Source organism: Streptomyces sp. NPDC006140 (assembly GCF_040628815.1).
GTDB lineage: Bacteria > Actinomycetota > Actinomycetes > Streptomycetales > Streptomycetaceae > Streptomyces.
The window spans coordinates 178,906-202,984 of record NZ_JBEXTS010000008.1; the positions used below are offsets into that span (position 1 = coordinate 178,906).

Consider the following 24,079-nt stretch of genomic DNA (forward strand, 5'->3'; position numbering starts at 1 on the left):
GCAAGGAGGGCCGCATGACCGTACGGCGAGTAATGGGCATCGAGACGGAGTACGGGATCTCCGTCCCCGGCCACCCCAACGCCAATGCCATGCTCACCTCGTCCCAGATCGTGAACGCCTACGCGGCGGCGATGCACCGGGCCCGCCGGGCCCGCTGGGACTTCGAGGAGGAGAACCCGCTGCGGGACGCGCGAGGCTTCGACCTCGCCCGTGAGGCCGCCGACTCCAGCCAGCTCACCGACGAGGACATCGGCCTGGCCAACGTGATCCTCACCAACGGTGCACGGCTCTACGTCGACCACGCGCACCCCGAGTACAGCGCCCCCGAGGTGACCAACCCCCGGGACGCCGTCCTCTGGGACAAGGCCGGCGAGCGGATCATGGCGGAGGCCGCGGAACGGGCCGCCCAGCTGCCCGGTGCCCAGCCGATCCACCTGTACAAGAACAACACCGACAACAAGGGCGCGTCCTACGGCACGCACGAGAACTACCTGATGAAGCGGGAGACCCCCTTCTCGGACATCGTGCGCCACCTGACGCCGTTCTTCGTCTCCCGCCAGGTCTTCGCCGGAGCGGGCCGCGTCGGCATCGGCCAGGACGGGCACGAGCACGGCTTCCAGCTGAGCCAGCGCGCCGACTACTTCGAGGTCGAGGTCGGCCTGGAGACGACGCTCAAGCGCCCGATCATCAACACCCGCGACGAGCCGCACGCGGACGCCGAGAAGTACCGGCGCCTGCACGTGATCATCGGCGACGCGAACCTGTCGGAGATCTCGACTTATCTGAAGCTGGGTACGACCGCGCTGGTCCTGTCGATGATCGAGGACGGCTTCATCGCCGTCGACCTGGCCGTCGACCAGCCCGTCCGCACCCTCCACCAGGTCTCGCACGACCCGTCCCTGAAGCGTCTGGTCACGCTCCGCAGCGGCCGGACGCTCACGGCGGTGCAGTTGCAGATGGAGTACTACGAGCTGGCGCGCAAGTACGTGGAGGAGCGGTTCGGCGCCGACGCCGACGAGCAGACCAAGGACGTCCTGTCCCGCTGGGAGGACACCCTCACCCGTCTGGAGCACGACCCGATGAGTCTGGCCGGCGAGCTGGACTGGGTCGCCAAGCGGGAGCTCATGGAGGGCTACCGCCGCCGGGACAACCTGGACTGGGACGCGGCCCGGCTCCACCTGGTCGACCTCCAGTACGCCGACGTACGGCCCGACAAGGGCCTGTACAACCGTCTGGTGGCCCGCGGGCGCATGAAGCGGCTGCTGGACGAGGCGGATGTCGAGCGGGCCCGTACGGCGCCTCCGGAGGACACCCGCGCGTACTTCCGCGGCCGCTGCCTGGAGCAGTACGCCGATGACGTCGCGGCCGCCTCCTGGGACTCGGTGATCTTCGACCTGCCGGGCCGGGACTCGCTGCAGCGCGTCCCAACCCTGGAACCGCTTCGCGGAACGCGTAATCACGTCAAGGAGCTCCTGGACCGCTGCCGCACGGCGGAAGACCTGGTCAGGGTGCTTTCGGGAGGATGAACGCGATCAGCGGGTACTCGGGTCGGGCCCGTCGGACAGGGTGGAAAATCCCTGGTCCGGGAATCATCGAGGTGGTCCCCGTACGTTGGAGCAACTGCGGGGCCATTGTCAGACCCGGCGAGTAGGGTCTGATCTTGACCGAGCAACTGTGTCGGGCGAACCGAGCGGGGTGAGGGATATGGCGACCAAGGACACCGGCGGCGGACAGCAGAAGGCCACCCGGTCCACCGAGGAGGTCGAGGAGCAGGCGGCAGAGGCGCAGGCTTCCGAGGACCTCAAGGAGCGTCAGGAGAAGCTGAGCGACGACGTGGACTCGGTCCTGGACGAGATCGACGACGTCCTTGAGGAGAACGCCGAGGACTTCGTGCGGTCCTTCGTTCAAAAGGGCGGCCAGTAAGGCCCTAGCGCCTTCATTCCGAAGGTGAATGGGGTGCACGGGTGACGGACGGGCGGAGCGCGGAGCGCTGCGCGCGGGGCAGCGACAGGTGATGCCTTCGTGTGCGGCGCTCCGGGCGTCCGTGACGTCCGGAAAGCCCGGCGGCCCGCCGGGCGTGAGCGGCGGGCAACAGCGGCGTCGCTCCGGCGGAGTTGGATCCGCCGGGCATGTGGATCACCGCCAAAGGACGGGTAGGGTCCGTGGCATACAGAGCCCCCGGTCGCAACCGGACCGGGGTGTTGTTCCAAGGATCGGCCCGACGATCACAGGGCGGGCTGTCGCATACGTGGAAGGAATCGCGTGGAAGCCAACACTCGTAGCACCGGGCGTCTACCAGCTGCCTTCCTGACGCCAGGCTCTTCCTCCTTCATGGACTTCCTCTCCGACTACCAGCCCGAACTGCTGCCGGGCAACAAGAAGTTGCCGCCCGTCCAGGGCGCCATCGAGGCGCCGCACGGCACGACGATCGTGGCCGTGACCTTCCCGGGCGGCGTGGTCCTCGCCGGTGACCGGCGCGCCACCATGGGCAACGTCATCGCGCAGCGGGACATCGAGAAGGTCTTCCCCGCCGACGAGTACTCGGCGGTGGGCATCGCCGGTACGGCGGGCTTGGCCGTGGAGATGGTGAAGCTGTTCCAGCTGGAGCTGGAGCACTTCGAGAAGGTCGAGGGCGCGCAGCTGTCCCTGGAGGGCAAGGCCAACCGGCTCTCGACGATGATCCGCTCCAACCTGGCCATGGCCATGCAGGGTCTGGCCGTCGTCCCGCTCTTCGCCGGGTACGACGTGGACCGGGAAAAGGGCCGGATCTTCTCCTACGACGTCACGGGCGGGCGTTCCGAGGAGCAGGGCTACGCGGCCACCGGCTCCGGGTCGATCTTCGCGCGCGGCGCGATGAAGAAGCTCTTCCGGGACGACCTCAGCGAGGCCGAGGCCACGACGCTCGTGGTCCAGGCGCTCTACGACGCGGCAGACGACGACTCGGCGACCGGTGGTCCCGATGTCGCCCGCCGGATCTATCCCATCGTCACCGTGATCACCGAGGACGGCTTCCGCCGGCTCACCGAGGACGAGTCGTCCGAGATCGCGCGCTCCGTCCTGGAGCGGCGTCTCCAGCAGCCGGACGGTCCGCGGGCCGCGCTGCTGTAGGCGGCGGGCGTTCTTGTGAGGGTGGTCCAGTGAACCGACGGAATCTTCAAGAGAGGGACGGATAACCGGTGTCGACGCCGTTCTATGTCTCACCCCAGCAGGCGATGGCCGACAAGGCGGAGTACGCCCGCAAGGGCATCGCCCGTGGCCGCAGCCTGGTCGTGCTGCAGTACGCCGACGGCATCGTGTTCGTCGGCGAGAACCCGTCCCGTGCGCTGCACAAGTTCAGCGAGATCTACGACCGGATCGGCTTCGCCGCCGCCGGCAAGTACAACGAGTACGAGAACCTGCGGATCGGCGGCGTTCGCTACGCCGACCTGCGGGGCTACACCTACGACCGGGGCGATGTGACGGCCCGCGGTCTGGCCAACGTGTACGCGCAGACGCTGGGCACGATCTTCTCCAGCGTCGGGGAGAAGCCGTACGAGGTGGAGCTGGTCGTCGCCGAGGTCGGTGAGACCCCGGAGGGGGACCAGATCTACCGGCTGCCGCACGACGGTTCCATCGTGGACGAGCACGGCTCGGTCGCGGTGGGCGGCAACGCGGAGCAGATCAGCAGCTATCTGGACCAGCGCCACCGGGACGGTATGACGCTGGCCGAGGCGCTCAAGCTGGCGGTGCAGTCGCTGTCCCGGGACACCAACGGCAGTGAGCGGGAGATTCCCGCGGAGCGGCTGGAGGTGGCGGTGCTGGACCGGACGCGACCGCAGAAGCGGAAGTTCAAGCGGATCAGTGGGCGGCAGCTGGAGCGGCTGCTGGGCGAGGACGGGGGGAAGCCGGGAGCGGAGTCGGAGCCGGAGGGATCCGAGGACGCCGAGTAGCGACCCACCGCTTGCGCTTGCCGCGCCCCGGCTGCTTCTGGCCGGGGCGCGCCGTCGTGCGCCTGCGGCGGCCTGTGCGGCGGCGTGGGGGTGGGCGTAGCGCGTGACGCCGGGTGGTGGGTCGGGGCCGCGTCGGGGGGTGTCCGTCCTCGGAACGGCGCGATGGGGTTGTGTACCGACTCGCCCCCCGTTGACGCGCCAACCGCTGCGGCCCTAGCTGCGGGCAATCGTGCCGCTAAGGGCGGCACGGGTGGGCGTGGGGGTCCCCCCTGCTCGAGCGAAGCCGAGAGCTTGGGGGAGGCACCCCGCTTCGCCGGGCTGCGGACCCACCCGGCCCCAGCACCGGCGCCGGGTGCGGGCTAACGAGGTGGTGCTGTGGACCCCCGTACGAGCAACTGCACCGGGATGTCCCCGCCCTCGGGTGAACGGCCCTCCAGGACCGCCAGGAGGGCCCGCATGCCCCGTTCGCCGAAGAGTTCCGCGTCCAGGCGGACCGTCGTCAGCTCGGGGTCGATGGCCGTGGCGAGGGCCAGGTCGTCCAGCCCGGTGACGGAGACGTCGTCGGGGATGCGGAGGCCGAGGCGGCGGGCCGCCTTGTACGCGCCCGCGGCCAGCTTGTCGTCGTCGCAGACCAGCGCGGTGGGGCGCGGCCCGGGCACCGACAGGGCGGCCTCCGTGGCGGCCACGGCGCCCTCGATGGAGATGGGGGCCCGGGCCGTGCGGACCGACGTGCCCGGTACCCCGGCCAGCCGCGCCGCCAGTTCCCGGGCCCGTACCTCGAACGTCCAGGACGGCACGTCCGCCGCCAGATGGAGGAAGCGGCGGTGGCCCAGGGACAGCAGGTGCTCCGCGACCTGGCGGACGCCGTCGGCGATGTCCAGGTTGACCGTCGCCGCGCCGAGGCTGCCCGCCGGGTCGCTGTCCAGCATGACCAGGGGGAGCGCCTCGCCGCGGATCGCGGTCAGCGCGTCCGCCGCCATGGACGAGGCGATGACGCCGTCCAGGGCCGCTTGGGCGGAGGCGAACGGGTCGCGGGCGGGCCCGATGCCCTCGGGGGAGGGGTAGAGGACCACGCCGAAGCCGTGCTCGGCGGCGACCCGGGCCGCGCCCGTGTAGACGCCCGCGAAGAACTCCGTGGTCAGGGCCGGGACCACCAGCAGGACCGTGCGCGTGCGGCCCAGGCGCAGGTTGCGGGCGGCCAGGTTCGGGCGGTAGCCCAGGTCGCGGGCCGCCTCGCGGACCCGTTCGGCCGTCGCCTCCGAGACCCGGCCGCGCCACTTGTCCCCGAGGACCAGGGAGACCGCCGCCTGCGAGACGCCGGCGGCCTGGGCGACGTCCCGGCTCGTGGGCCGTGTGCTGCCTCGTGCCACCGTCGGGCCGCTCCTTCGTCTGGACTCGCGAACAGCGGACATGGTACGTATGGGAACCGACGTTATACGTAAAACCTAGGGCGGGGACATGGCCACGGGATACCTGGAGATCCTTCGGGCGCGGCACGCCGCCCGACTGCTCGTCGGCACGCTGGTGGGGCGGCTGCCCAACGCCACGGCGGCCATCGCGATCGTGCTGTTCGTGCGGGCCGAAGGCGGCTCGTACAGCCTGGCCGGGGCGCTGGCGGGCGTGTACGGCGTCGCCAACGCGGTGGGACAGCCGGTGCTGGGCCGGCTCGTTGACCTGCGCGGCCAGCCGCGCGTGCAGCTGCCGGCGGCCGTCCTGGCCGCGCTCGCCATGGCCGTCTTCGCCTTCGCCGGCATCGGGTCGCTGGCCCTCGCGTACGCCTCCGTGGCGGCCGCCGGGCTCTTCGCGCCGCCCCTGGAGGGCGGGCTGCGGGCCCTGTGGGGCTCCGTGCTGCGGCGGGAGGACCAGGTGCACACGGCGTACGCCATGGACGCCGTGGCCCAGGAGGTGATGTTCACCGTCGGGCCGCTGCTGGTGACGCTGTGCGTGTCCCTGTGGTCGGCCCAGGCCGCACTGCTCGTGCTGAACGTCGTCGGGGTGCTGGGGGCGCTGTCCGTCGTGGTGTCGCCGCCCTCGCGCGCGTGGCGGTCGGCGCCGCGCGAGGCGCACTGGCTCGGCGCGCTGCGCTCACCGGGGCTGCTGGCGCTGCTGGCGGCGTTCCTGTTCATCGGGATGGCGCTCGGGTCCATCACGGTCGCCTCGGTGCCCTACGCGGACGCGCACGGCGGTGACGCGGTGTACGGCTGGCTGATGGCGGCCCTGGGGTTCGGGGCGCTGGTCGGCGGCACCGTCTACGGGGCCCGGCAGTGGGCCGGTGAGCCCGCGCGGAGACTGCGGGTGCTGGTGGCGCTTCTGGTGGTCTGTTACCTGCCGCTGCTGCTCATGCCGGACGCCGTGCCCATGGTGGCGCTGACCGCGCTCGCCGGGGTCTTCCTCGCCCCCGCCATCGCCTGCGCGTTCGTCCTGGTCGACCGGCACGCCCCGCGCGGCACGGTCACCGAGGCGTTCTCCTGGCTGGTGACGACGTTCACCGTGGGCCACTCGGTCGGAACGGGCGTCGCGGGACCCGTCGTAGAGGCGGGCGGCGCCCAGTGGGGCTTCGCCGTGCCGGGTGTCGCGGGTGCCGTGTCCCTGCTGGTTTTGAGCGCCACGGCGCGGGTACTCGCAGCTCCGGGTGGGGGAGCGGTCGTTGCCGCCGGTTCGGAAAATGATCCGAACCGTGCCCTCGAACCCCGTTTCAGTTCAGGGGATCGGGCGTAATGTTCCCTCATGGACCGCCGCATTTTCGGGCTGGAGAACGAGTACGGCGTCACGTGCACGTTCAGGGGACAGCGCCGCCTGTCTCCTGACGAGGTGGCGCGGTACCTCTTCCGCCGTGTCGTGTCATGGGGCCGCAGCAGCAATGTCTTTCTGCGAAACGGCGCCCGCCTCTATCTCGACGTGGGATCACATCCGGAATACGCGACACCGGAATGTGACAACGTGATCGAACTGGTCACCCACGACAAAGCGGGCGAGCGCATTCTCGAAGGACTCCTGGTGGACGCCGAACGACGCCTGCACGAGGAGGGAATCGCGGGCGACGTCTACCTCTTCAAGAACAACACCGACTCGGCGGGCAACTCCTACGGATGCCACGAGAACTATCTCGTGGCCCGGCACGGGGAGTTCTCGCGTCTCGCGGACATCCTGATTCCGTTCCTGGTCACGCGACAGCTGCTGTGCGGCGCCGGCAAGGTGCTGCAGACGCCGCGCGGGGCCGTGTACTGCGTCAGCCAGCGGGCCGAGCACATCTGGGAGGGCGTCTCCTCGGCGACCACCCGCTCCCGGCCGATCATCAACACCCGCGACGAGCCGCACGCGGACGCCGAGCGCTACCGCCGCCTGCACGTCATCGTGGGCGACTCGAACATGTCCGAGACGACCATGCTGCTCAAGGTCGGCGCCACCGACCTGGTGCTGCGCATGATCGAGGCGGGCACGGTGATGCGCGACCTCACCCTGGAGAACCCGATCCGGGCGATCCGCGAGGTCAGCCACGACATCACCGGCCGCCGCAAGGTCCGCCTGGCCAGCGGACGCGAGGCCTCCGCCCTGGAGGTGCAGCGCGAGTACTACGAGAAGGCCCTGGACTTCTGCGAGCGCCGCGGCATCCGCACCGGCACCGTCGAGCAGGTCCTGGAGCTGTGGGGCCGCACGCTGGACGCGATCGAGTCTGAGGACCTCGACCGCATCGGCACCGAGATCGACTGGGTCATGAAGTACAAGCTCCTCGAGCGGTACCGGGCCAAGCACAACATGACCATGTCGCATCCGCGGGTCGCGCAGATAGACCTCGCCTACCACGACATCCACCGCCGTCGCGGCCTGTACTACCTGCTGGAGAAGAAGGGCCAGGCCGCCCGCATCTGCAACGACTTGAAGATCTTCGAGGGCAAGTCCGTCCCGCCGCAGACGACTCGGGCCCGGCTGCGCGGCGACTTCATCCGCCGGGCCCAGGAGCAGCGCCGTGACTTCACGGTCGACTGGGTTCACCTCAAGCTCAACGACCAGGCCCAGCGCACCGTGTTGTGCAAGGACCCGTTCCGTTCCGTGGACGACCGGGTGGAGAAGCTGATCGCCGGAATGTGAGGAATTGCGCCGGCGGGAAAATCGCCGGAACGCCACACGGGCGCCGTACGTTACAAGTGCGGCGCCCTTCTCACGCCGTAGAGTTGCGCGCACGCCATCAACGAGATCGACCGATTACGAGGCCCCCACAGTGCGCCGACGCTCACTACTCATCTCCGTACCCGCAGGACTGGCCACGCTCGCCGCGTGCGGTGACGACAAGTCCGACTCGAGCAAGGCCAGCGACAGCCCGTCGCCCTCGCCGTCGGCCCCGTCCGCGGCCCCGCCGCCGAAGATCGTCGACGGTCCGCTGCCGGCGGTCACCGCGGGCACCAAGTTCGACGAGAAGCCGACGGTCGCCAAGGGCAGCGGCGAGCCGTCGAAGCAGCTCGCGGTGAAGACCCTGATCGCGGGCAGCGGCAAGGCCGTCGCGGAGAACGACTTCGTCGTGGCGAACTACCTGGGCCAGGTCTGGAACACCGCCAAGGTCTTCGACAACTCCTACGACCGCAAGGCCCGCCTCGCCATCCAGCTCACCCAGGGCCAGATCATCGACGGCTGGCGGTACGCGCTGGCGGGCAAGAAGGCCGGCAGCCGCGTCGAGATGGCCGTCCCGCCCACCTGGGGCTACGGCACGCAGGGCAACCCGCAGGCGGGCATCAAGGGCACCGACACGCTGGTCTTCGTCGTCGACATCCAGGACGCGTTCAACGCCACCAGCTCCGCCAAGGGCAAGGAGGTCCCGCAGGACAACGCGGACCTCCCCAAGGTCGGCACCAACACCGACGGCAAGGCCCCCTCCATCGAGGTGCCCGAGAAGGCCGCCCCGAAGAAGCTCGTCGCGGAGTACGTCCTGGAGGGCGACGGCGAGGAGGTCGCCGCCGAGAACAGCGTCCTCGTGCAGTACAAGGGCGTGCTGTGGGACGGCGGCAAGGAGTTCGACTCCTCGTACGCCAACAAGCAGCTGGTGTCGTTCTCGCTCCAGCAGGTCGTCAAGGGCTGGGCGCAGGGCCTGACCGGCAAGAAGGTCGGCAGCCGGGTCCTCATCGTCATCCCGCCGGAGCTGGGCTACGGCGACAACCCGCCGCAGGGCAGCGGCATCAAGAAGGACTCCACGCTGGTCTTCTCGGTGGACATCCTCGCGAAGCTGTGACGTGCGGGGGATGTAAGACTGTGCGTGTTCGCCTTTCCGCAGACAAGCAGGAGCAGCAGACGTGAGCATCGACAAGCCCGAGATCGACTTCCCGGGCGGCGAGCCCCCGGCGGACCTCGAGATCAAGGACATCTGGGAAGGCGACGGCCCGGTCGCGCAGGCCGGCCAGACCGTCACCGTGCACTACGTGGGTGTCGCCTTCAGCACGGGTGAGGAGTTCGACGCCAGCTGGAACCGCGGCACCCCGTTCCGCTTCCCGCTGGGCGGCGGCCGGGTCATCAAGGGCTGGGACCAGGGCGTGCAGGGCATGAAGGTCGGCGGCCGCCGCCAGCTGACGATCCCCGCCCACCTCGCCTACGGCAACCAGAGCCCGTCCCCTCTGATCAAGCCCGGCGAGACGCTGATCTTCGTGGTCGACCTGCTCGGAGTCTGAGCAAGGTTCGGACAGACTCGATCACGTGGGGCCCATGCCTGCTCGGGCATGGGCCCTCGGCTTTTGCCGTGCCACCCTGTGGCGGTACGGTCATCGCTCGTAAGCACCATAGGGAGGCGAAGCGCGTCGATGGCCATTGCCAAGGCCGAGCGGCTGATGAACCTGGCGCTGTGTCTGCTCGGGACGCGGCGGCCGCTCAGCAAGCGCGAGCTGCGTGACTCCATCGAGGCCTACGTCGAGGCCTTCGGGCCGGGCAACGGCGCGTCCGGCTCCGATGACTCGTTCAACCGCATGTTCGAGCGCGACAAGGACGATCTGCGCGAACTCGGACTCGTCATCGAGACGGTCGAGAGCCTCGACGGCGAGATCGGCTACCTGGCCCGCCGCGACAGCAACCGCCTGCCGCCCATCACCCTGGACGCCGAGGAGGCCGCCGCGCTGGGGCTCGCCGCCAAGGTGTGGCAGCAGGCCCGGCTCGCCGGCGCGGCCAGCGGCGCACTGCAGAAGCTGCGCGCGGCCGGACTCCCGGAGGATGTCGACCCGTACGGTCCGCACGGCGCGCTGGAGCCGCGCATTCCGGTGCATGAGGCGGCCTTCGAGCCGCTGATGCTGGCCTGCCGGGACCGGCGGCCCGTCGTCTTCGACTACCGCAAGGCCACGGCCGCGCGCCCCGAGCAGCGGCACGTGGAGCCGTGGGCGCTGGAGTGCTGGCGGGGCCACTGGTATCTGGCGGGCTGGGACCGCGACCGGGGCGCCGAGCGGGTGTTCCGGCTGTCCCGGATCACCGGCAAGGTCCGCTCGCGCGGCGGCCGCTACACCGCTGACGTGCCGGACGTCGTGACCGTCCGTGAGACCGTCGCGAGCTGGGCCGGGGAGATCGCCGACCGCTCGGCGCGGATCCGGTTGCGCTCGGACGCCGGTTACCCCCTTCGGGCGAAGGCCACCTCCGTCCGGGAACTCGGCGACGGCTGGGACGAGTTGGAGATTCCGTACGGCCACGGGCTGGACGCCTGGCTGGTGGAGTTCGGGCCGGACGTGGTCGTCCTGGAGCCCGCCGAGCTGCGGGCCGACGTGGTGGACCGGCTGCGGGCCGTGGCCAAGGGCTGAGGGGGAGCGGGGAAGACAGTGGCAGGCAAACCGGTCAGGCCCGTGAACGCCATCGACCAGACCCGGCGGATGCTCTCCCTGGTGACGTATCTGAGGGAGCGCCCCGGGGCCCGGGTCGAGGACGTCGCGCGCGCTTTCGGCATCACCGAGGACGAGCTGGTCTCCGACCTCGACGTGCTGCCCATGTGCGGCACGAGTTTCCGCGGCGGCGACCTCCTCGACATCGACACCGACGGCGAGCGCATCTGGTGGCACAACCCGGCCGCTCTCGCGGCGGAGGCCGCCGAACCGCTCAGACTCGCCGCCGACGAGGCCACCGCGCTGCTCGTCGCCGCCCGGGCCGTCGCCACGCTGCCCGGACTGCGCGAGAGCGACCGGCAGGCGCTGCTGCGGGCCACGGCCAAGGTGGAGACGGCGGCCGGCGAGGCGGCCGGTGCCAGTTCGCGGCTGTCGGTGACCTTCGAGTCCGAGGGCGGTGTCTTCGCGGACGTCGACCGGGCGATCGCCGAGCGCCGCCGCCTGTGGATCCGCTACTACTCGCCCGCGCGCGACGAGGTCACCGAGCGGGAGATCGACCCCATCCGCCTGGTCAGCGTCGGGCACACCTACGTCGAGGCATGGTGCCGCCGCTCCGAGGCGCGCCGGACGTTCCGGCTCGACCGGGTCGCCGAGATCAAGATCCTGGACGAGCCGTCGGCGCCGCCGGAGATCGAGCTGCGGGACCTGTCCGAGGCGCTGGTGCAGCCCGCGGCCGAGGACCCGGAGGTCGTGGTCGAGGTCGGCCCCGGCGGCCGCTGGGTCGCCGAGTACTACCCGCACGACAGTGCGGATGAGCTGCCGGACGGCGGGCTGCGTATCACCCTGCGGACGCCCGACCCGGCGTCGCTGCGGCGCCTGGCGCTGCGGCTGGGGCGGGACGGCCGGATCGTCTCCCCGCCGGAGCTGGCCGACAGCGCCCGGCAGGCGGCCCGCGAGGCGCTGGCGGCGTACGACGGGATCGAGGCGGCCGACGCGGTGGAGACCGCCGAGGCGCCGCACGCGGTGCACGCGGGTCCGGACGGCAGACGCGAGTGAGCCACAGGCGCCCACCGGCGTCGGCGGCCCGGCCGGGCCGCCCCGCACACCGGCCGCGGTGCCCCCGGAGGCGAACGACCCCAGGAAGAGGAGCGAGGTCTGTGAGCGAGTCGGCGACGTCCGGTGCGCGGGGCATGACGGTGGAGTCCGCGTTCGCCGGCATGAGGAGCGTGTCCCCGGTGGTCTTCAGGGCGGGCTGCCCGGACTGCCGGGGGCGCTTCGAGCTCACCGCGGGCGCCCTGCGCCTCGCCATCGGCGCCACCAGCCGCACCACCTTCTACTCCTTCACCTGCCCGGAGTGCGGCGCGTCGGTCCGCAAGCCGGCGGGGGAGCGGATCGTGGAGCTGCTGACCGGCGGCGGCGTGCGCACCCTGCGGCTGCACTCGACCCTCTAGCGGGACGAGCTCCGGGAAAGGTCTAGGCTCGGCGTCATGTTCTGGCCGATGTTCGCGGTTGCCGTGGGTTTCCTGGGTCTCGCCGTGCTGGGGGTGCTCGCCGTGCGGGTTTTCGTGGAGGCACAGCGCCTGGGCAGGCAGGTCACGGATTCGGCGCGCCGGATCAGCCGGGCCGCCGACGACCTGGAGCGGGCGGCGGAGAGCGCGGCCCGGTCCGTGGACGCGCTGTGAGCCGTCCGGGAGGGGGCCGTGAGTTGCGCTTCGGGACACTTTGCCCTGTCACCTGGACGGTTCGGACAGGTACTCTGCTGGTCGCGGCCCGGTTAACGAGGCACTGGCCGCGGACGGGAGTACGCACAGGGGATGCAGAGGGATTGCCTCACGTTCACCCCCGAGCGTTACGATCGCTGTCGACACGATCGTTCGGACATATGTCCGACCGGTCGGACAGCACCCCACCACAGCCGCCTCGGTGAGAAGGTAAAGACTTATGTTCGGAAGGCTCGGAGCCCCCGAGATCATTCTCATCCTCGTCGTCATCATCCTGCTGTTCGGCGCGAAGAAGCTTCCGGACATGGCTCGGTCGCTCGGCAAGTCCGCCCGCATCCTCAAGAGCGAGGCCAAGGCGATGAAGGACGAGAACAAGTCGTCCACGACCCCGGCCGGCCCGCCCAACAACGACGAGCCCGCGCAGCGCACCATCCAGGCCGCCCCCGGTGATGTGACCAGCTCGCGCCCGGTCAACGAGCCGACGGACACGACCAAGCGCTGACGCAGGGCCGGTGACCTCCGGCCCGCCGCACGAGATGGGAACGTGGGTTGCTGAAGTCTGCCCGCAAGAAGGAGAAGGATCCCGAGGGGCGGATGCCCCTCGCGGAGCACCTTCGCGAGCTCCGCAACCGGCTCGTGAAGAGTTTGCTGGCGATCGTCGTCACGACGATCGTCGCCGCTTTCTTTTACAAGGACATCATCCAGTTCTTCACGGATCCCATCCTGGATGCGGTGGGATGCCAGTACAGCTTCGCCGAACTGGCGAAGGGTACCGAGGAGACCCAGTGCGCGCGGATCGTCCAGAACGGTCTGCTGAGCCCGTTCACGCTCGCTCTCACGGTGTCCCTCTCCTCTGGTGTGGCCCTCGCGGCCCCGGTGTGGCTGTATCAGTTGTGGGCCTTCGTGGCGCCAGGCCTGCACCGGCACGAGAAGAAGTACTCACTGGCCTTCGTGGCCGCGGGCTTCCCGCTGTTCCTCATGGGGGCGTACTTCGCGTACTGGTCGCTGCCGAAGATGGCGTCCGTGATGCTCGAGTTCTCGATCATCGGCAGCGACAACCAGCTCCCCCTCGATGATCTGCTGCAGCTTGTCATGCGGATGATCATCGTCTTCGGTCTCTCCTTCGAGCTGCCGTTGCTGCTGGTCATGCTGAACTTCGGCGGCATCCTCGCCGGTAAGAGGATGGCCGGCTGGTGGCGGGGCATGATCATGGGCATCACGGTGTTCGCCGCGATCGCAACCCCCAGCACCGACCCGATCTCCATGCTGGCCCTGGCCGGCCCCATCTGGGTGCTGTACTTCGGCGCCTGCGCGATCGCCCTCGCGAACGACCGGCGACGTGCCCGCCGCGAGGCGGAGGGACCGGCCGACGACGAGGCCTCGGAGCTCGATCTCACCCCGGAGAGCATCGGTGAGGTGGAAGCGGTGACGACTGCTCCCGCCCTTCCACGCCAGGCGGACGCCGCCCGAGACCATGTGAACGGCTACGACGACGTCACGTAGGTGTCGAGGCGTGAGCCGTCCGGACGGGAATGAAGCGGCAAAGAGAAGGTGCCCCCACCCAGCAAGGGTGGGGGCACCTCTCATGTGCCGGCGCCTGGGTCAGTCACCCGTTCCAGGAGGGCAGCTGTTCACGTCCTTGAAGGTGCTGGACCTCGGCTTCGAGGCGTACTTGTGATGTTCCTGGTCCCTGCCTGCCACCCACATGCAGGCAATGGCACCGCTCTCGGTCGTCCACTGCAGGCCCTTGCTGGAGCTGCAGGTGTTGCTGGCGTAGACCGTCCAGGAGATGGTGCCGTCCCCCCAGGACCAGTTGTAGCAGGTGGTGCTGCCCCGGTGTACGGCGTCAGCGGCGGCGGCAGCCGGCGTAGTGCCGACGAACCCCACCAGAACCGCGGTCGTGCCCGCGAGTGCACCGAGACGTCGTGCGATCTTCATGTTCCCCTCATTCGCATCAGGTCACCGCTGTGGTCTGGGCGTCCGCTCGGTGAGGTGGTCGTCAGGATGATCACCGAGCAGCGCACGGCGGGACATTAATTCGATCCGATCGAGGACAGCAAGCGCTTTCTGGCCAGTTGTGCACGGTCGGTCGCCAGCCAGTGATCCGGATAATGATCGTCCTGTTGTCAGTGCGGCCCGGTACGCTCGAAAGCACGATGACAGAGGATCTCTCCCCGGCCGAGCGGTACGCGGCAGCTCGTAAGCGCGCTGCCGAGCAGGCCACCGCGCTCGCCTCCTTCCGCGAGATGTACGACTTCGGCCTCGACCCCTTCCAGATCGAGGCCTGCCAGGCGCTCGAGGCGGGGAAGGGCGTGCTGGTCGCCGCGCCCACCGGCTCCGGCAAGACGATCGTCGGCGAGTTCGCCGTCCATCTCGCCCTCCAGCAGGGCAAGAAGTGCTTCTACACGACACCCATCAAGGCGCTGTCGAACCAGAAGTACGCCGACCTGTGCCGCCGCTACGGCACGGACAAGGTGGGCCTGCTCACCGGCGACAACAGCGTCAACTCCGACGCCCCGGTGGTCGTGATGACCACCGAGGTGCTGCGGAACATGCTGTACGCCGGTTCCCAGACGCTCCTGGGCCTCGGCTACGTGGTCATGGACGAGGTGCACTACCTCTCCGACCGGTTCCGGGGCGCCGTCTGGGAAGAGGTGATCATCCACCTGCCCGAGTCGGTCACGCTCGTCTCCCTCTCGGCGACCGTGTCGAACGCCGAGGAGTTCGGCGACTGGCTGGACACGGTCCGCGGCGACACCGAGGTGATCGTCTCCGAGCACCGGCCCGTGCCGCTGTTCCAGCACGTGCTGGCCGGGCGGCGGATGTACGACCTGTTCGAGGAGGGCGAGGGCCAGAAGAAGGCCGTCAACCCCGACTTGACGCGCATGGCGCGGATGGAGGCGAGCCGGCCGTCGTACCAGGACCGCCGGCGCGGCCGGCTGCGCGAGGCCGACCGCGAGCGCGAGCGCAGACAGCGCTCCCGCGTGTGGACGCCGAGCCGGCCCGAGGTCATCGAGCGGCTCGACGCCGAGGGGCTGCTGCCCGCCATCACCTTCATCTTCAGCCGCGCCGCCTGCGAGGCCGCCGTCCAGCAGTGCCTGTACGCGGGCCTGCGGCTCAACGACGAGGAGGCGCGGCACCGGGTCCGCTCCCTGGTCGAGGAGCGCACGGCGTCCATCCCGCGCGAGGACCTGCACGTCCTCGGCTACTACGAGTGGCTGGAGGGCCTGGAGCGCGGCATCGCCGCTCACCACGCGGGCATGCTGCCGACCTTCAAGGAGGTCGTCGAGGAGCTGTTCGTGCGCGGCCTGGTCAAGGCCGTGTTCGCGACCGAGACCCTCGCCCTCGGCATCAACATGCCCGCCCGCTCGGTGGTCCTGGAGAAGCTCGTCAAGTGGAACGGCGAGCAGCACGCGGACATCACCCCGGGCGAGTTCACCCAGCTGACGGGCCGGGCCGGGCGGCGCGGCATCGACGTCGAGGGCCACGCCGTGGTGCTCTGGCAGCGCGGCATGAACCCCGAGCACCTGGCGGGCCTGGCCGGCACGCGCACGTATCCGCTGCGCTCCAGCTTCAAGCCCTCGTACAACATGGCGGTCAACCTGGTCGAGCAGTTCGGCCGGCACCGCTCGCGGGAGCTGCTGGAGACGTCCTTCGCGCAGTTCCAGGCCGACAAGTCGGTTGTCGGCATCTCGCGGCAGGTGCAGCGCAACGAGGAGGGCCTGGAGGGCTACAAGGCCTCCATGACCTGCCACCTCGGCGACTTCGAGGAGTACGCGCGGCTGCGCCGCGAGCTGAAGGACCGGGAGAACGAGCTGGCCCGGCAGGGCGCGGCCCAGCGGCGCGCGGAGGCCGCCGTCGCGCTGGAGAAGCTGAAGCCGGGTGACGTCATCCACGTGCCCACGGGCAAGTACGCGGGCCTGGCACTGGTGCTGGACCCGGGCCTGCCCGCGGGCCGTTCGAACGGCCATCGTGGCTTCGACCACCACGACGGGCCGCGCCCCCTGGTGCTGACCGCCGAGCGGCAGGTGAAGCGGCTGGCGGCCATCGACTTCCCGGTCCCGGTCGAGCCGTTGGAGCGGATGCGGATCCCGAAGTCCTTCAACCCCCGTTCCCCGCAGTCCCGTCGGGACCTCGCCTCCGCGCTGCGCACCAAAGCCGGGCACATCCCGGCCGACCGGCACCGCAAGCGGCGCTCCCAGGCGGCCGACGACCGCGAGATCGCCCGGCTGCGGACGGCGCTGCGCGCGCATCCCTGCCATGGGTGCAGCGACCGTGAGGACCACGCCCGTTGGGCCGAGCGGTACCACCGGCTGCTGCGCGACACCTCGCAGCTGGAGCGCCGCATCGAGGGCCGTACGAACACCATCGCCCGGACGTTCGACCGTATCGTCGCGCTGCTGACCGAGCTGGACTACCTGCGCGCCGACGAGGTCACCGAGCACGGCAAGCGGCTCGCGCGGCTCTACGGCGAGCTGGACCTGCTCGCCAGCGAGTGCCTGCGCGAGGGCGTCTGGGAGGGGCTCGGCCCGGCCGAACTGGCGGGGTGCGTCTCTGCGTTGGTCTTCGAGTCGCGCGTCGGGGACGACGCGATGGCGCCGAAGCTGCCGACGGGGAAGGCCAAGGCCGCGCTGGGCGAGATGGTGCGGATCTGGGGGCGGCTGGACGCGCTGGAGGAGGAGTTCCGGATCACCCAGACCGAGGGGGTCGGGCAGCGCGAGCCCGATCTCGGCTTCGCCTGGGCCGCGTACATGTGGGCCTCCGGGAAGGGGCTCGACGAGGTGCTGCGCGAGGCGGAGATGCCGGCGGGGGACTTCGTGCGGTGGTGCAAGCAGGTCATCGATGTGCTGGGGCAGATCGCGGCCGCGGCGCCGCAGGGCTCCAGTGTCGTGAAGAACGCACGTAAGGCCGTCGATCTGTTGCTGCGGGGCGTGGTCGCCTACTCGTCGGTGGGGTGATGTCCGTGCGCGGGTGCCGGTTGGTCGTGGTTGCTCGCGCAGTTCCCCGCGCCCCTTAAACGGGGCGTTGTACCGAAGCCCGTTCACTCGTTCGGTGGGCGGGCTTTCGCATGTCCGTTCGCTGTGACTGGGCGTATTCGAACGGTGTCGCAGCGTGTAAATGAATGAGCTTACTATCCCTTCGCGACCGGTTTCCGGTAGATGCGGAATATGACACGGCGATGATCCGGTCGGACTAAGCTCGCCCGCAGCGCACCGGCTTGAGATGAATTCGTGCGCTTGTTCCCCAATGTGCGGAAGATCCCGACAGTTTCATGACATACCCACTTGCGAGTCCCCCCGAACCTCAGTCGTCTCCTGTCAGAAGGCCCACATGGTGAGTGTTCAATCCCCTCCAGGTCGCCGTGAACTGCCCTACACACGCGTGCTGTTGCTGCCGGCCATAGTGATGGCGGCGGCGACCGGAGCCGCCGTCGCCCTGGTGACGGAGCCCGCCCGGCTCGCCGTCGGCTGGTGCGGCGGTCTCGCCACCGCGCTGGTGATCGCGACGGCGGCCGAGGCGGTGCGCCGCAGCCGTGCCCTGCGCAGCCAGCGTGCGGAGCACGCCCGCCACACCGCCCAGCTGGAACAGCGGATCGCCCTCCACGAGAACGAACTGGTCCGTTTCTCGCGGGAGATCGTCCCCGCCGCGCTCGATCTGCTGCACACCGGAGAATCGCCCAGAGAGGTGATTCGCAAGCTCGGTCTCTCCAACCCCGCGTTCCGCGACCTCCCCGCGCCGCAGGCCGAGACGCTGCTGACGGTGCTGAGGATCGTCGACCGCGAAGTGACCATGCGGGACGCCGCCGCGCGCTCCTTCGTCAGTGTCGCCCGCCGTGTCCAGGCGATCATCCACCAGCAGGCCGAAGAACTCCGCGAGATGGAAGAGGACCACGGCCGCAACCCCGAGGTCTTCGACGACCTGCTGCGCATCGACCACGGCAACGCCCTGATCGGCCGCCTCGCCGACTCCGTCTCCGTCCTCGGCGGCGGCCGCCCCGGACGGCAGTGGCCCGAGCCGGTGTCCCTGTACAGCACCCTGCGCGGCGCCATGTCGCGCATCCTGGAGTACCGGCGCATCCAGCTGTCCTCCATCGCGAAGGTCAGCGTCAAGGGCATCTACGTCGAGCCGGTCATCCACGCCGCCGCCGAGCTCCTCGACAACGCCACGCGCTACTCGCCGCCGCAGACCAAGGTGCACGTCACCGCCACCGAGGTGCAGACCGGCGTCTGCATCGAGATCGAGGACGGCGGCGTCAACCTCAACGAGGAGGCGCGCGCCCGGATCGAGGGCATGCTGGAGGCCGCCAAGGCGGGCGTCGACCTCCAGGACATCGGTGAGCACCCGCGCCTCGGCCTCGCCGTCGTGGGCCGCCTCTGCACGGCGTACAACATGCAGGTCTCGCTGCGGGCCTCCGCGTACGGCGGCGTCCGCGCCATCCTCATCGTGCCGAGCGAGATGATCACCCACGAGCCCGGTGTCGGACTCGCCCACGGCATCGGCGCCACCGGCATCCCCATGAAGGTGGGCATTCCCGAGGGGCCGAAGCGCACCCCGAAGAAGCGACGCCCCACCAGCCCGAAGATCCCCGCGACGATCTCCCTGGAGGACGACGACGTCCCCGAGGTCACCGAGTGGACGGCGAACGGCCTGCCGCAGCGCCGCAGCCGGGTGAAGACACCGCTCTCCGAGCGACTCGCCCAGCAGGCCGCCAACGAGAAGGCCGACCGGGAGGCCGCCGCACGGGGCGAGCACAACCCCTGGGCCACGGCGGAGCCCGAGCCGCAGATCAAGCCCCTGCGCGACATGTCGGCCCCCGACGCCCCCGGTAAGGGCCTGGAGGCCTTCTGGGAGGGACTCAAGCAGGGCATCGAACCCGGCACCCACCCGACCGACTTCATCCGGAACCCGACCAAGTATCTGCACCTGATCAACGACCCGGCTCCCACCGAGGCCGACGACGAGGGGGACCTCAAGTGATCCAGCAGCGAGGCAACTTCGACTGGATGCTCAAGCAACTCGCCGACGGCGTACCGGGCATCGAGATGATCGTGGTGCTCTCGGCCGACGGTCTGCGCATCGCCCGCCACGGCGGCGAGCCCGACGCGGCCGACCGCGTCGCCGCGGCCTGCGCCGGCCTGCAGTCCCTCGCGAGCAGCATCTGCCAGGAACTCACCGTCGGCGACGGCGAGATGAAGCTCGTCATGATCGAGATCGACCGCGGCTACTTCTACCTGATGAACGCCGGCGCCAACGCCTTCCTCGCGGTGCTCTCCGACGTCCGGTGCGAACCGGGCCGGATGAGCGCGATGATGCGCGACCTGGTGGTCCGGATCGGCGGACACCTGACCAGTCCGCCCCGGCGGAACGGGCAGATCGTATGACGCCTCCGCAACGCCAGAGGCGCAACCCCGCGGCGGAACCGGCCCCGCAGCCTTCCCAGCGGGGCGAGGACAAACCCGGGAACCCGGAGCGCATGTACGTGGTGGCCGGCCCGGACGGCGAACGCGCCGAGCTGGACCTGGTGACGTTAATCGTGGCGCGTGCCGCAGACCCGCCGCCCTCCGCCACCCCCGAGCAGGCGGCGCTGCTCCGGCTCTGCGCCGCTCCCCTCTCCGTGGCGGAGCTGTCGGCCTACCTCGGTCTGCCGTTCAGCGCGATGGGCACGCTGCTCACCGAGCTGCTGACGGCCGAACTGGTGCAGGCGCGCTCCCCGATCGTCCGACGACAGGCGGTCCCCGACCGTTCCCTCCTCGAAGCGGTGATGAATGGACTTCAAAGGCTCTGACACCATCCCGGGCCCCCGGGCCGAGGACCAGTTGCCACACACGACACAGGCCGCGGCCAAGATCGTGATCGTGGGGGGTTTCGGTGTCGGAAAGACGACCATGGTCGGCTCGGTCAGCGAGATCAAACCGCTGACCACCGAGGAGACCATGACGCAGGCCGGCATCGGTGTCGACGACAACTTCGGCTCCGACACCAAGACGGCCACCACCGTCGCCATGGACTTCGGCCGGATCAGCATCACCGACCAGCTCGTGCTGTACCTCTTCGGCACCCCCGGCCAGCAGCGCTTCTGGTTCCTGTGGAACGGGCTGTTCGAGGGCGCGCTCGGCGCGGTGGTGCTGGTCGACACCCGTCGGCTGGAGGTCAGCTTCGACGTCATGGGGCGCCTGGAGGAACGCGGTGTGCCGTTCGTGGTCGCCATCAACTCCTTCCCCGACGCGCCCCGTTACCCCATCGAGGAGCTGCGCACGGCCCTCGACCTCTCCCCGGACATCCCGATCATGGAGTGCGACGCGCGCCGCCGGGCCTCCAGCCGCGACGTCCTGATGACCCTCATGCGCTTCCTGCACTCCCTCGCCATGACGGGCTCGCGCACCTGACCGGTATCCGGCCCACCCCACATCTCCCCCCAGACACCTGGAAAGTTTCGGAGCGACCACTGTGACGCCTGAATCCCACGCCCCGACCGGTACGGACGACACCCGGCCCGGGCCGCCCCCCGGCTGCCCCGCGCACGGCCTCGGGCCCGGGGGGCTGCACCGGCTGCACGAGGCGGAGGACCTGGGAGCGCTGTACGAGCAACTGCGGGAGCAGCACGGGCCCGTGGCGCCCGTGCTGCTCCACGACGACGTGCCGATCTGGATCGTCCTCGGCCACGCCGAGAACCTGCACATGGTGCGCTCGCCCTCGCAGTTCTGCCGGGACAGCCGTATCTGGACCCCCCTCAAGGACGGCCTGGTCAAGCCCGACCACCCGCTGATGCCGCACATCGCCTGGCAGCCCATCGCCTCGCACGCCGAGGGCGACGAGCACAAGCGGCTGCGCGGCGCGGTCATGGGCGCCATCTCGACCATCGACTTCCGCAGCCTGCGCCGCTACATCAACCGCAGCACACAGCAGATCGTCAACCGCTTCTGCGAGAAGGGCGAGGCCGACCTCGTCGGTCAGTTCACCGAGCACCTGCCGATGGCGGTGATGTGCGAGATCCTCGGCATGCCCGGCGAGTACAACGACCGCATCGTCGAGGCCGCCCGCGACGCGCTCAAGGGCACCGAGACCGCGATCGCCAGCCACTCCTACGTCATGGACGCCCTGAGCCGGCTCACCGCCCGCCGCCGCGCCCAGCCGGAGGAGGACCTCGCCAGCTACCTGATCACCCACCCGGCCCGGCTCACCGACGACGAGGTCAGGGAGCACCTGCGCCTGGTGCTCTTCGCCGCCTACGAGGCCACCACCAACCTGCTGTCGAACGTGCTGCTCACGGTGCTGATCGACCCGCGCTTCCGGGCCCAGCTCAACGGCGGCCAGATGACGGTGCCGGAGGCGGTGGAACAGTCGCTGTGGAACGAGCCGCCGTTCAGCACGGTCTTCGCCTACTTCGCCAAGCAGGAGACCGAACTGGGCGGGCAGCGCATCCGCCGGGGTGACGGGCTGCTGTTCGCCCCGCTCCCGGCCAACGTCGATCCGCGGGTGCGGCCCGACCTGAAGGCCAGCATGCAGGGCAACCGCTCCCACCTCGCCTTCGGCGGCGGCCCGCACGAGTGCCCGGGCCAGGACATCGGCCGCTCCATCGCCGACGTCGGCGTCGACGCGCTGCTGATGCGGCTGCCGGACGTCGAACTCGACTGCGACGAGGAGGACCTGCGCTGGACGGCGTCCATCGCCTCCCGGCACCTGGTGAGCATGCCGGTGCAGTTCTCGCCCAAGCCGCCGCAGGACGTGTCGGAGCAGCCGAACCACAAGCCGGTCCCGGCGCAGCGCTCCGACTGGCAGATCGGCACCGTGCAGCCGAAGCCCCAGCCCCAGCCGACGGCGGCGGCCGCGCAGCTCCCGTCGGCACCGGGCTCCGCGCAGCCCCAGGCCGTGCCGGGCGCCGCGCAGCCGCAGCCCCAGCCGGTTCCGGTACAGCCGCAGCCGGCGTCGGAGGAGCCGCAGCCGCCCCGGCGCAAGGGCGTCTGGCAACGCTTCCTGAGCTGGTGGCGCGGCTACTGACCGGGTGACGGGCCGTCGTACGTCCCGGCGGCCCACCGGTCGTACGACGCCCAGGCCGCGAGCACCCGGCCGCTGCGGAACCGGTGCTCCACGCCCGTGACCGGGTCGGTGAAGGCGAGGCCCCGCGCCAGCAGTTGGAGCGGACGCCGGAAGTCACCGGCCGGCACGGGCCCGGTCACCTCCGGGTAGAGCGGGTCGCCGAGGATCGGGACGCCCAGCGCGGTCATGTGCACGCGCAGCTGGTGCGTCTGCCCGGTGCCGGGCAGAAGCCGGTACCGGGCCAGGGGGCCGTCCCGGTCCGTACGGTGCTCGACGAGTTCGACGCGGCTCACGGCGTTGGGCTCGCCCGGCACCTCCCGCGCGGTCAGCACCCCGCGCTCCTTCACGATCCGGCTGCGGACGGTCCGGGGGAGCGCGAGGGCGGGGTCGTACGGGGCGACGGCCTCGTACTCCTTGCGGACCCGCCGGTCGCGGAACAGGGTCTGGTAGGCGCCGCGTTCCTCGGGGCGCACGGTGAACAGCACGAGCCCGGCGGTGAGCCGGTCCAGCCGGTGCGCGGCGCTGAGTGCCGGGATGCCCAGCTCGCGGCGGAGCCGGGCCAGCGCGGTCTCGGCGACGTGGGCGCCGCGCGGCGTGGTGGCCAGGAAGTGTGGCTTGTCGGCGACGACGATGTGCTCGTCCCGGTGCACGACCTCCAGCGGGAAGGGCACCGGGATCTCGTCGGGCAGCTCCCGGTGGAACCACACGAACATGCCGGGCACGAACGGCGCGTCCGCCGGCACGGCCCGTCCGTCCGCCCCGACGATCAGCCCCGCGTCGAACATCCCGTCGACGACCCCGGCTCCCGCCCCGGAGAGCCGCTCCACCAGATGCTCGCGCACCGTGGCCCACGCGCCCGCGGCGGGCAGCCGCACCCGCACCGGGTCCACCCCGTGGCGCTGCGGCAGGGGAGAGGGCGGGGTGCGGGTCTTGCGTCTCATCGCGGCCCAGCGTACGAGGCCGGCGCGCACCCGCGGAAAACCGCTGGGGCCACCTGCCGCCCGGTTGTCAGGATGTGGGCATGCCTCTCCTCATCGGCCCGGTCCTGACCGCCGGGACTCTCACCCGCCGTCCGCAGCCCACCCTCCCCGCCGACGGCGGACTCCTCCTGCGCCCCTGGCGGGCCGAGGACGCGCCCGCGGTGTACGAGGTCTTCCAGGATCCGGTGATGCACCAGTGGCACGCCCGGACCGCCGACTCCGAAGCGGAGACCGCCGGCTGGATCCGGGACTGGCACCGGGCGTGGGAGGAGGAGCGCGAGGCGCAGTGGGCCGTCGTCGACGCGGGCTCCGGCGCGCTGCTGGGCCGGGTCGCGCTGCGCGAGATGCGGCTGGACGACGGGACGGCGGAGGTGGCGTACTGGACCGTCCCGGAGGCACGGGGCCGGGGCGTCGCCGCCCGGGCCACGACCGCGCTCACCCGCTGGGCCCTCGACGAGGTCGGCTTCCACCGGCTGGAGCTGCTGCACGCCGTGCGCAACGCGGCGTCCTGCCGGGTCGCCGCACGGACCGGCTTCGCCCTGGAGGGCACCAAGCGCAGCTCCGCCCTGCAGCCGGACGGCTGGCACGACATGCATCTGCACGCGCGCGTGCGAGGGGACTGAGCTGCTGCC

24 protein-coding genes are annotated in these 24,079 nt (G+C 70.6%); 21 read left to right on the top strand and 3 right to left on the bottom strand.

The features are described from left to right. The first annotated feature begins 14 nt into the window (after positions 1-14). From dop to prcA, 4 genes are all read left to right on the top strand, one after another. A complete protein-coding gene (dop, locus tag ABZ386_RS21905; protein WP_343236394.1) occupies positions 15-1,526 on the top strand; it encodes a depupylase/deamidase Dop in 1,512 nt (503 codons plus the stop codon). A 178-nt stretch (positions 1,527-1,704) separates the two neighbouring features. Then, a complete protein-coding gene (locus tag ABZ386_RS21910; protein ID WP_030244016.1) occupies positions 1,705-1,923 on the top strand; it encodes a ubiquitin-like protein Pup in 219 nt (72 codons plus the stop codon). Positions 1,924-2,262: 339 nt separating this feature from the next. Continuing rightward, on the top strand, positions 2,263-3,108 hold the full coding sequence (prcB, locus tag ABZ386_RS21915) for a proteasome subunit beta (RefSeq protein ID WP_351342726.1): 846 nt from the start codon (positions 2,263-2,265) through the stop codon (positions 3,106-3,108). A gap of 68 nt (positions 3,109-3,176) precedes the next feature. After that, positions 3,177-3,929: a proteasome subunit alpha gene (gene prcA / locus ABZ386_RS21920; protein ID WP_114251061.1), complete on the top strand. Its 753-nt coding sequence runs from the start codon at positions 3,177-3,179 to the stop codon at positions 3,927-3,929. 359 nt (positions 3,930-4,288) lie between these two features. Here the strand turns inward: prcA and ABZ386_RS21925 are convergent, their stop codons facing one another. Further along, positions 4,289-5,299 (bottom strand): LacI family DNA-binding transcriptional regulator, encoded by a 1,011-nt coding sequence (locus ABZ386_RS21925; RefSeq protein ID WP_198678105.1) that lies wholly within the window; start codon positions 5,297-5,299, stop codon positions 4,289-4,291. Positions 5,300-5,387: 88 nt separating this feature from the next. Between ABZ386_RS21925 and ABZ386_RS21930 the strand changes: the two genes are divergently transcribed. The 10 genes from ABZ386_RS21930 (at position 5,388) to tatC (ending at position 13,932) form a co-directional block, all read left to right on the top strand. After that, positions 5,388-6,647: an MFS transporter gene (locus tag ABZ386_RS21930; RefSeq protein ID WP_351342722.1), complete on the top strand. Its 1,260-nt coding sequence runs from the start codon at positions 5,388-5,390 to the stop codon at positions 6,645-6,647. Positions 6,648-6,656: 9 nt separating this feature from the next. After that, a complete protein-coding gene (gene pafA, locus ABZ386_RS21935) occupies positions 6,657-8,018 on the top strand; it encodes a Pup--protein ligase (RefSeq protein ID WP_114251058.1) in 1,362 nt (453 codons plus the stop codon). Between the two features lie 130 nt (positions 8,019-8,148). Then, complete coding sequence (locus ABZ386_RS21940; protein ID WP_351342719.1) at positions 8,149-9,150, top strand: FKBP-type peptidyl-prolyl cis-trans isomerase; 1,002 nt, start codon at positions 8,149-8,151, stop codon at positions 9,148-9,150. Positions 9,151-9,211: 61 nt separating this feature from the next. Then, the gene (locus ABZ386_RS21945; RefSeq protein ID WP_020274869.1) at positions 9,212-9,583 is read left to right on the top strand and encodes an FKBP-type peptidyl-prolyl cis-trans isomerase; all 372 of its coding nucleotides are present in this window, start codon (positions 9,212-9,214) and stop codon (positions 9,581-9,583) included. Between the two features lie 129 nt (positions 9,584-9,712). Then, entirely contained in the window at positions 9,713-10,690 is a 978-nt protein-coding gene (locus ABZ386_RS21950; protein ID WP_351342717.1) for a WYL domain-containing protein, read from the top strand. Positions 10,691-10,708: 18 nt separating this feature from the next. Then, complete coding sequence (locus ABZ386_RS21955) at positions 10,709-11,764, top strand: WYL domain-containing protein (RefSeq protein WP_114251055.1); 1,056 nt, start codon at positions 10,709-10,711, stop codon at positions 11,762-11,764. A gap of 101 nt (positions 11,765-11,865) precedes the next feature. Further along, a complete protein-coding gene (locus tag ABZ386_RS21960; protein WP_114251054.1) occupies positions 11,866-12,159 on the top strand; it encodes a hypothetical protein in 294 nt (97 codons plus the stop codon). Positions 12,160-12,195: 36 nt separating this feature from the next. Next, on the top strand, positions 12,196-12,390 hold the full coding sequence (locus ABZ386_RS21965; protein WP_351342713.1) for a hypothetical protein: 195 nt from the start codon (positions 12,196-12,198) through the stop codon (positions 12,388-12,390). Between the two features lie 259 nt (positions 12,391-12,649). Then, the gene (gene tatA, locus ABZ386_RS21970) at positions 12,650-12,931 is read left to right on the top strand and encodes a Sec-independent protein translocase subunit TatA (RefSeq protein ID WP_031114631.1); all 282 of its coding nucleotides are present in this window, start codon (positions 12,650-12,652) and stop codon (positions 12,929-12,931) included. 47 nt (positions 12,932-12,978) lie between these two features. After that, positions 12,979-13,932 carry a twin-arginine translocase subunit TatC gene (tatC, locus tag ABZ386_RS21975; protein ID WP_351342710.1) on the top strand — a complete coding sequence of 318 codons (954 nt, stop codon included), beginning with the start codon at positions 12,979-12,981 and terminating at the stop codon, positions 13,930-13,932. Positions 13,933-14,031: 99 nt separating this feature from the next. Here tatC and ABZ386_RS21980 read toward each other — a convergent pair whose 3' ends face one another. Next, positions 14,032-14,367, bottom strand: a complete 336-nt coding sequence (locus ABZ386_RS21980) for a hypothetical protein (protein ID WP_114251051.1) — start codon at positions 14,365-14,367, stop codon at positions 14,032-14,034. Between the two features lie 173 nt (positions 14,368-14,540). Here ABZ386_RS21980 and ABZ386_RS21985 point away from each other — a divergent pair, with 173 nt between their 5' ends. The 6 genes from ABZ386_RS21985 to ABZ386_RS22010 all read left to right on the top strand — a co-directional run bounded on the left by ABZ386_RS21985 (position 14,541) and on the right by ABZ386_RS22010 (position 22,428). Next, complete coding sequence (locus ABZ386_RS21985; RefSeq protein WP_355713204.1) at positions 14,541-17,387, top strand: DEAD/DEAH box helicase; 2,847 nt, start codon at positions 14,541-14,543, stop codon at positions 17,385-17,387. Positions 17,388-17,760: 373 nt separating this feature from the next. Further along, positions 17,761-19,407 carry an ATP-binding protein gene (locus ABZ386_RS21990; RefSeq protein ID WP_358841160.1) on the top strand — a complete coding sequence of 549 codons (1,647 nt, stop codon included), beginning with the start codon at positions 17,761-17,763 and terminating at the stop codon, positions 19,405-19,407. Then, complete coding sequence (locus tag ABZ386_RS21995; RefSeq protein ID WP_333934552.1) at positions 19,404-19,811, top strand: roadblock/LC7 domain-containing protein; 408 nt, start codon at positions 19,404-19,406, stop codon at positions 19,809-19,811. Before ABZ386_RS21990 ends, ABZ386_RS21995 begins: the two co-directional genes overlap by 4 nt. Further along, positions 19,808-20,215 (top strand): DUF742 domain-containing protein, encoded by a 408-nt coding sequence (locus tag ABZ386_RS22000; protein ID WP_351342703.1) that lies wholly within the window; start codon positions 19,808-19,810, stop codon positions 20,213-20,215. The genes ABZ386_RS21995 and ABZ386_RS22000 overlap by 4 nt, the downstream gene beginning before the upstream one ends. Next, complete coding sequence (locus tag ABZ386_RS22005) at positions 20,196-20,816, top strand: ATP/GTP-binding protein (protein WP_351342701.1); 621 nt, start codon at positions 20,196-20,198, stop codon at positions 20,814-20,816. The genes ABZ386_RS22000 and ABZ386_RS22005 overlap by 20 nt, the downstream gene beginning before the upstream one ends. 61 nt (positions 20,817-20,877) lie before the next feature. Beyond that, positions 20,878-22,428 carry a cytochrome P450 gene (locus ABZ386_RS22010; RefSeq protein ID WP_351342699.1) on the top strand — a complete coding sequence of 517 codons (1,551 nt, stop codon included), beginning with the start codon at positions 20,878-20,880 and terminating at the stop codon, positions 22,426-22,428. Here ABZ386_RS22010 and ABZ386_RS22015 read toward each other — a convergent pair. Further along, positions 22,422-23,408: an RluA family pseudouridine synthase gene (locus tag ABZ386_RS22015; protein ID WP_358965606.1), complete on the bottom strand. Its 987-nt coding sequence runs from the start codon at positions 23,406-23,408 to the stop codon at positions 22,422-22,424. The two genes, ABZ386_RS22010 and ABZ386_RS22015, sit on opposite strands and share 7 nt — an antisense overlap. 80 nt (positions 23,409-23,488) lie before the next feature. On the opposite strand from ABZ386_RS22015, the gene ABZ386_RS22020 reads away from it, so the two are divergent. After that, positions 23,489-24,070 carry a GNAT family N-acetyltransferase gene (locus ABZ386_RS22020; RefSeq protein WP_351342695.1) on the top strand — a complete coding sequence of 194 codons (582 nt, stop codon included), beginning with the start codon at positions 23,489-23,491 and terminating at the stop codon, positions 24,068-24,070. Positions 24,071-24,079 lie beyond the last annotated feature (9 nt).

Bases quoted from the DNA above. Each gene is read 5' to 3' on its own strand.
- ABZ386_RS21950 (WP_351342717.1), top strand. From the start codon at position 9,713: ATGGCCATTGCCAAGGCCGAGCGGCTGATGAACCTGGCGCTGTGTCTG.
- ABZ386_RS21985 (WP_355713204.1), top strand. From the start codon at position 14,541: ATGATCGTCCTGTTGTCAGTGCGGCCCGGTACGCTCGAAAGCACGATG.
- pafA (WP_114251058.1), top strand. From the start codon at position 6,657: ATGGACCGCCGCATTTTCGGGCTGGAGAACGAGTACGGCGTCACGTGC.
- ABZ386_RS21910 (WP_030244016.1), top strand. From the start codon at position 1,705: ATGGCGACCAAGGACACCGGCGGCGGACAGCAGAAGGCCACCCGGTCC.
- ABZ386_RS21965 (WP_351342713.1), top strand. From the start codon at position 12,196: ATGTTCTGGCCGATGTTCGCGGTTGCCGTGGGTTTCCTGGGTCTCGCC.
- ABZ386_RS22000 (WP_351342703.1), top strand. From the start codon at position 19,808: ATGACGCCTCCGCAACGCCAGAGGCGCAACCCCGCGGCGGAACCGGCC.
- ABZ386_RS21980 (WP_114251051.1), bottom strand. From the start codon at position 14,367: ATGAAGATCGCACGACGTCTCGGTGCACTCGCGGGCACGACCGCGGTT.
- ABZ386_RS22020 (WP_351342695.1), top strand. From the start codon at position 23,489: ATGCCTCTCCTCATCGGCCCGGTCCTGACCGCCGGGACTCTCACCCGC.
- ABZ386_RS22005 (WP_351342701.1), top strand. From the start codon at position 20,196: ATGGACTTCAAAGGCTCTGACACCATCCCGGGCCCCCGGGCCGAGGAC.
- ABZ386_RS22015 (WP_358965606.1), bottom strand. From the start codon at position 23,408: ATGAGACGCAAGACCCGCACCCCGCCCTCTCCCCTGCCGCAGCGCCAC.
- dop (WP_343236394.1), top strand. From the start codon at position 15: ATGACCGTACGGCGAGTAATGGGCATCGAGACGGAGTACGGGATCTCC.
- ABZ386_RS21930 (WP_351342722.1), top strand. From the start codon at position 5,388: ATGGCCACGGGATACCTGGAGATCCTTCGGGCGCGGCACGCCGCCCGA.
- ABZ386_RS21990 (WP_358841160.1), top strand. From the start codon at position 17,761: ATGGTGAGTGTTCAATCCCCTCCAGGTCGCCGTGAACTGCCCTACACA.
- tatA (WP_031114631.1), top strand. From the start codon at position 12,650: ATGTTCGGAAGGCTCGGAGCCCCCGAGATCATTCTCATCCTCGTCGTC.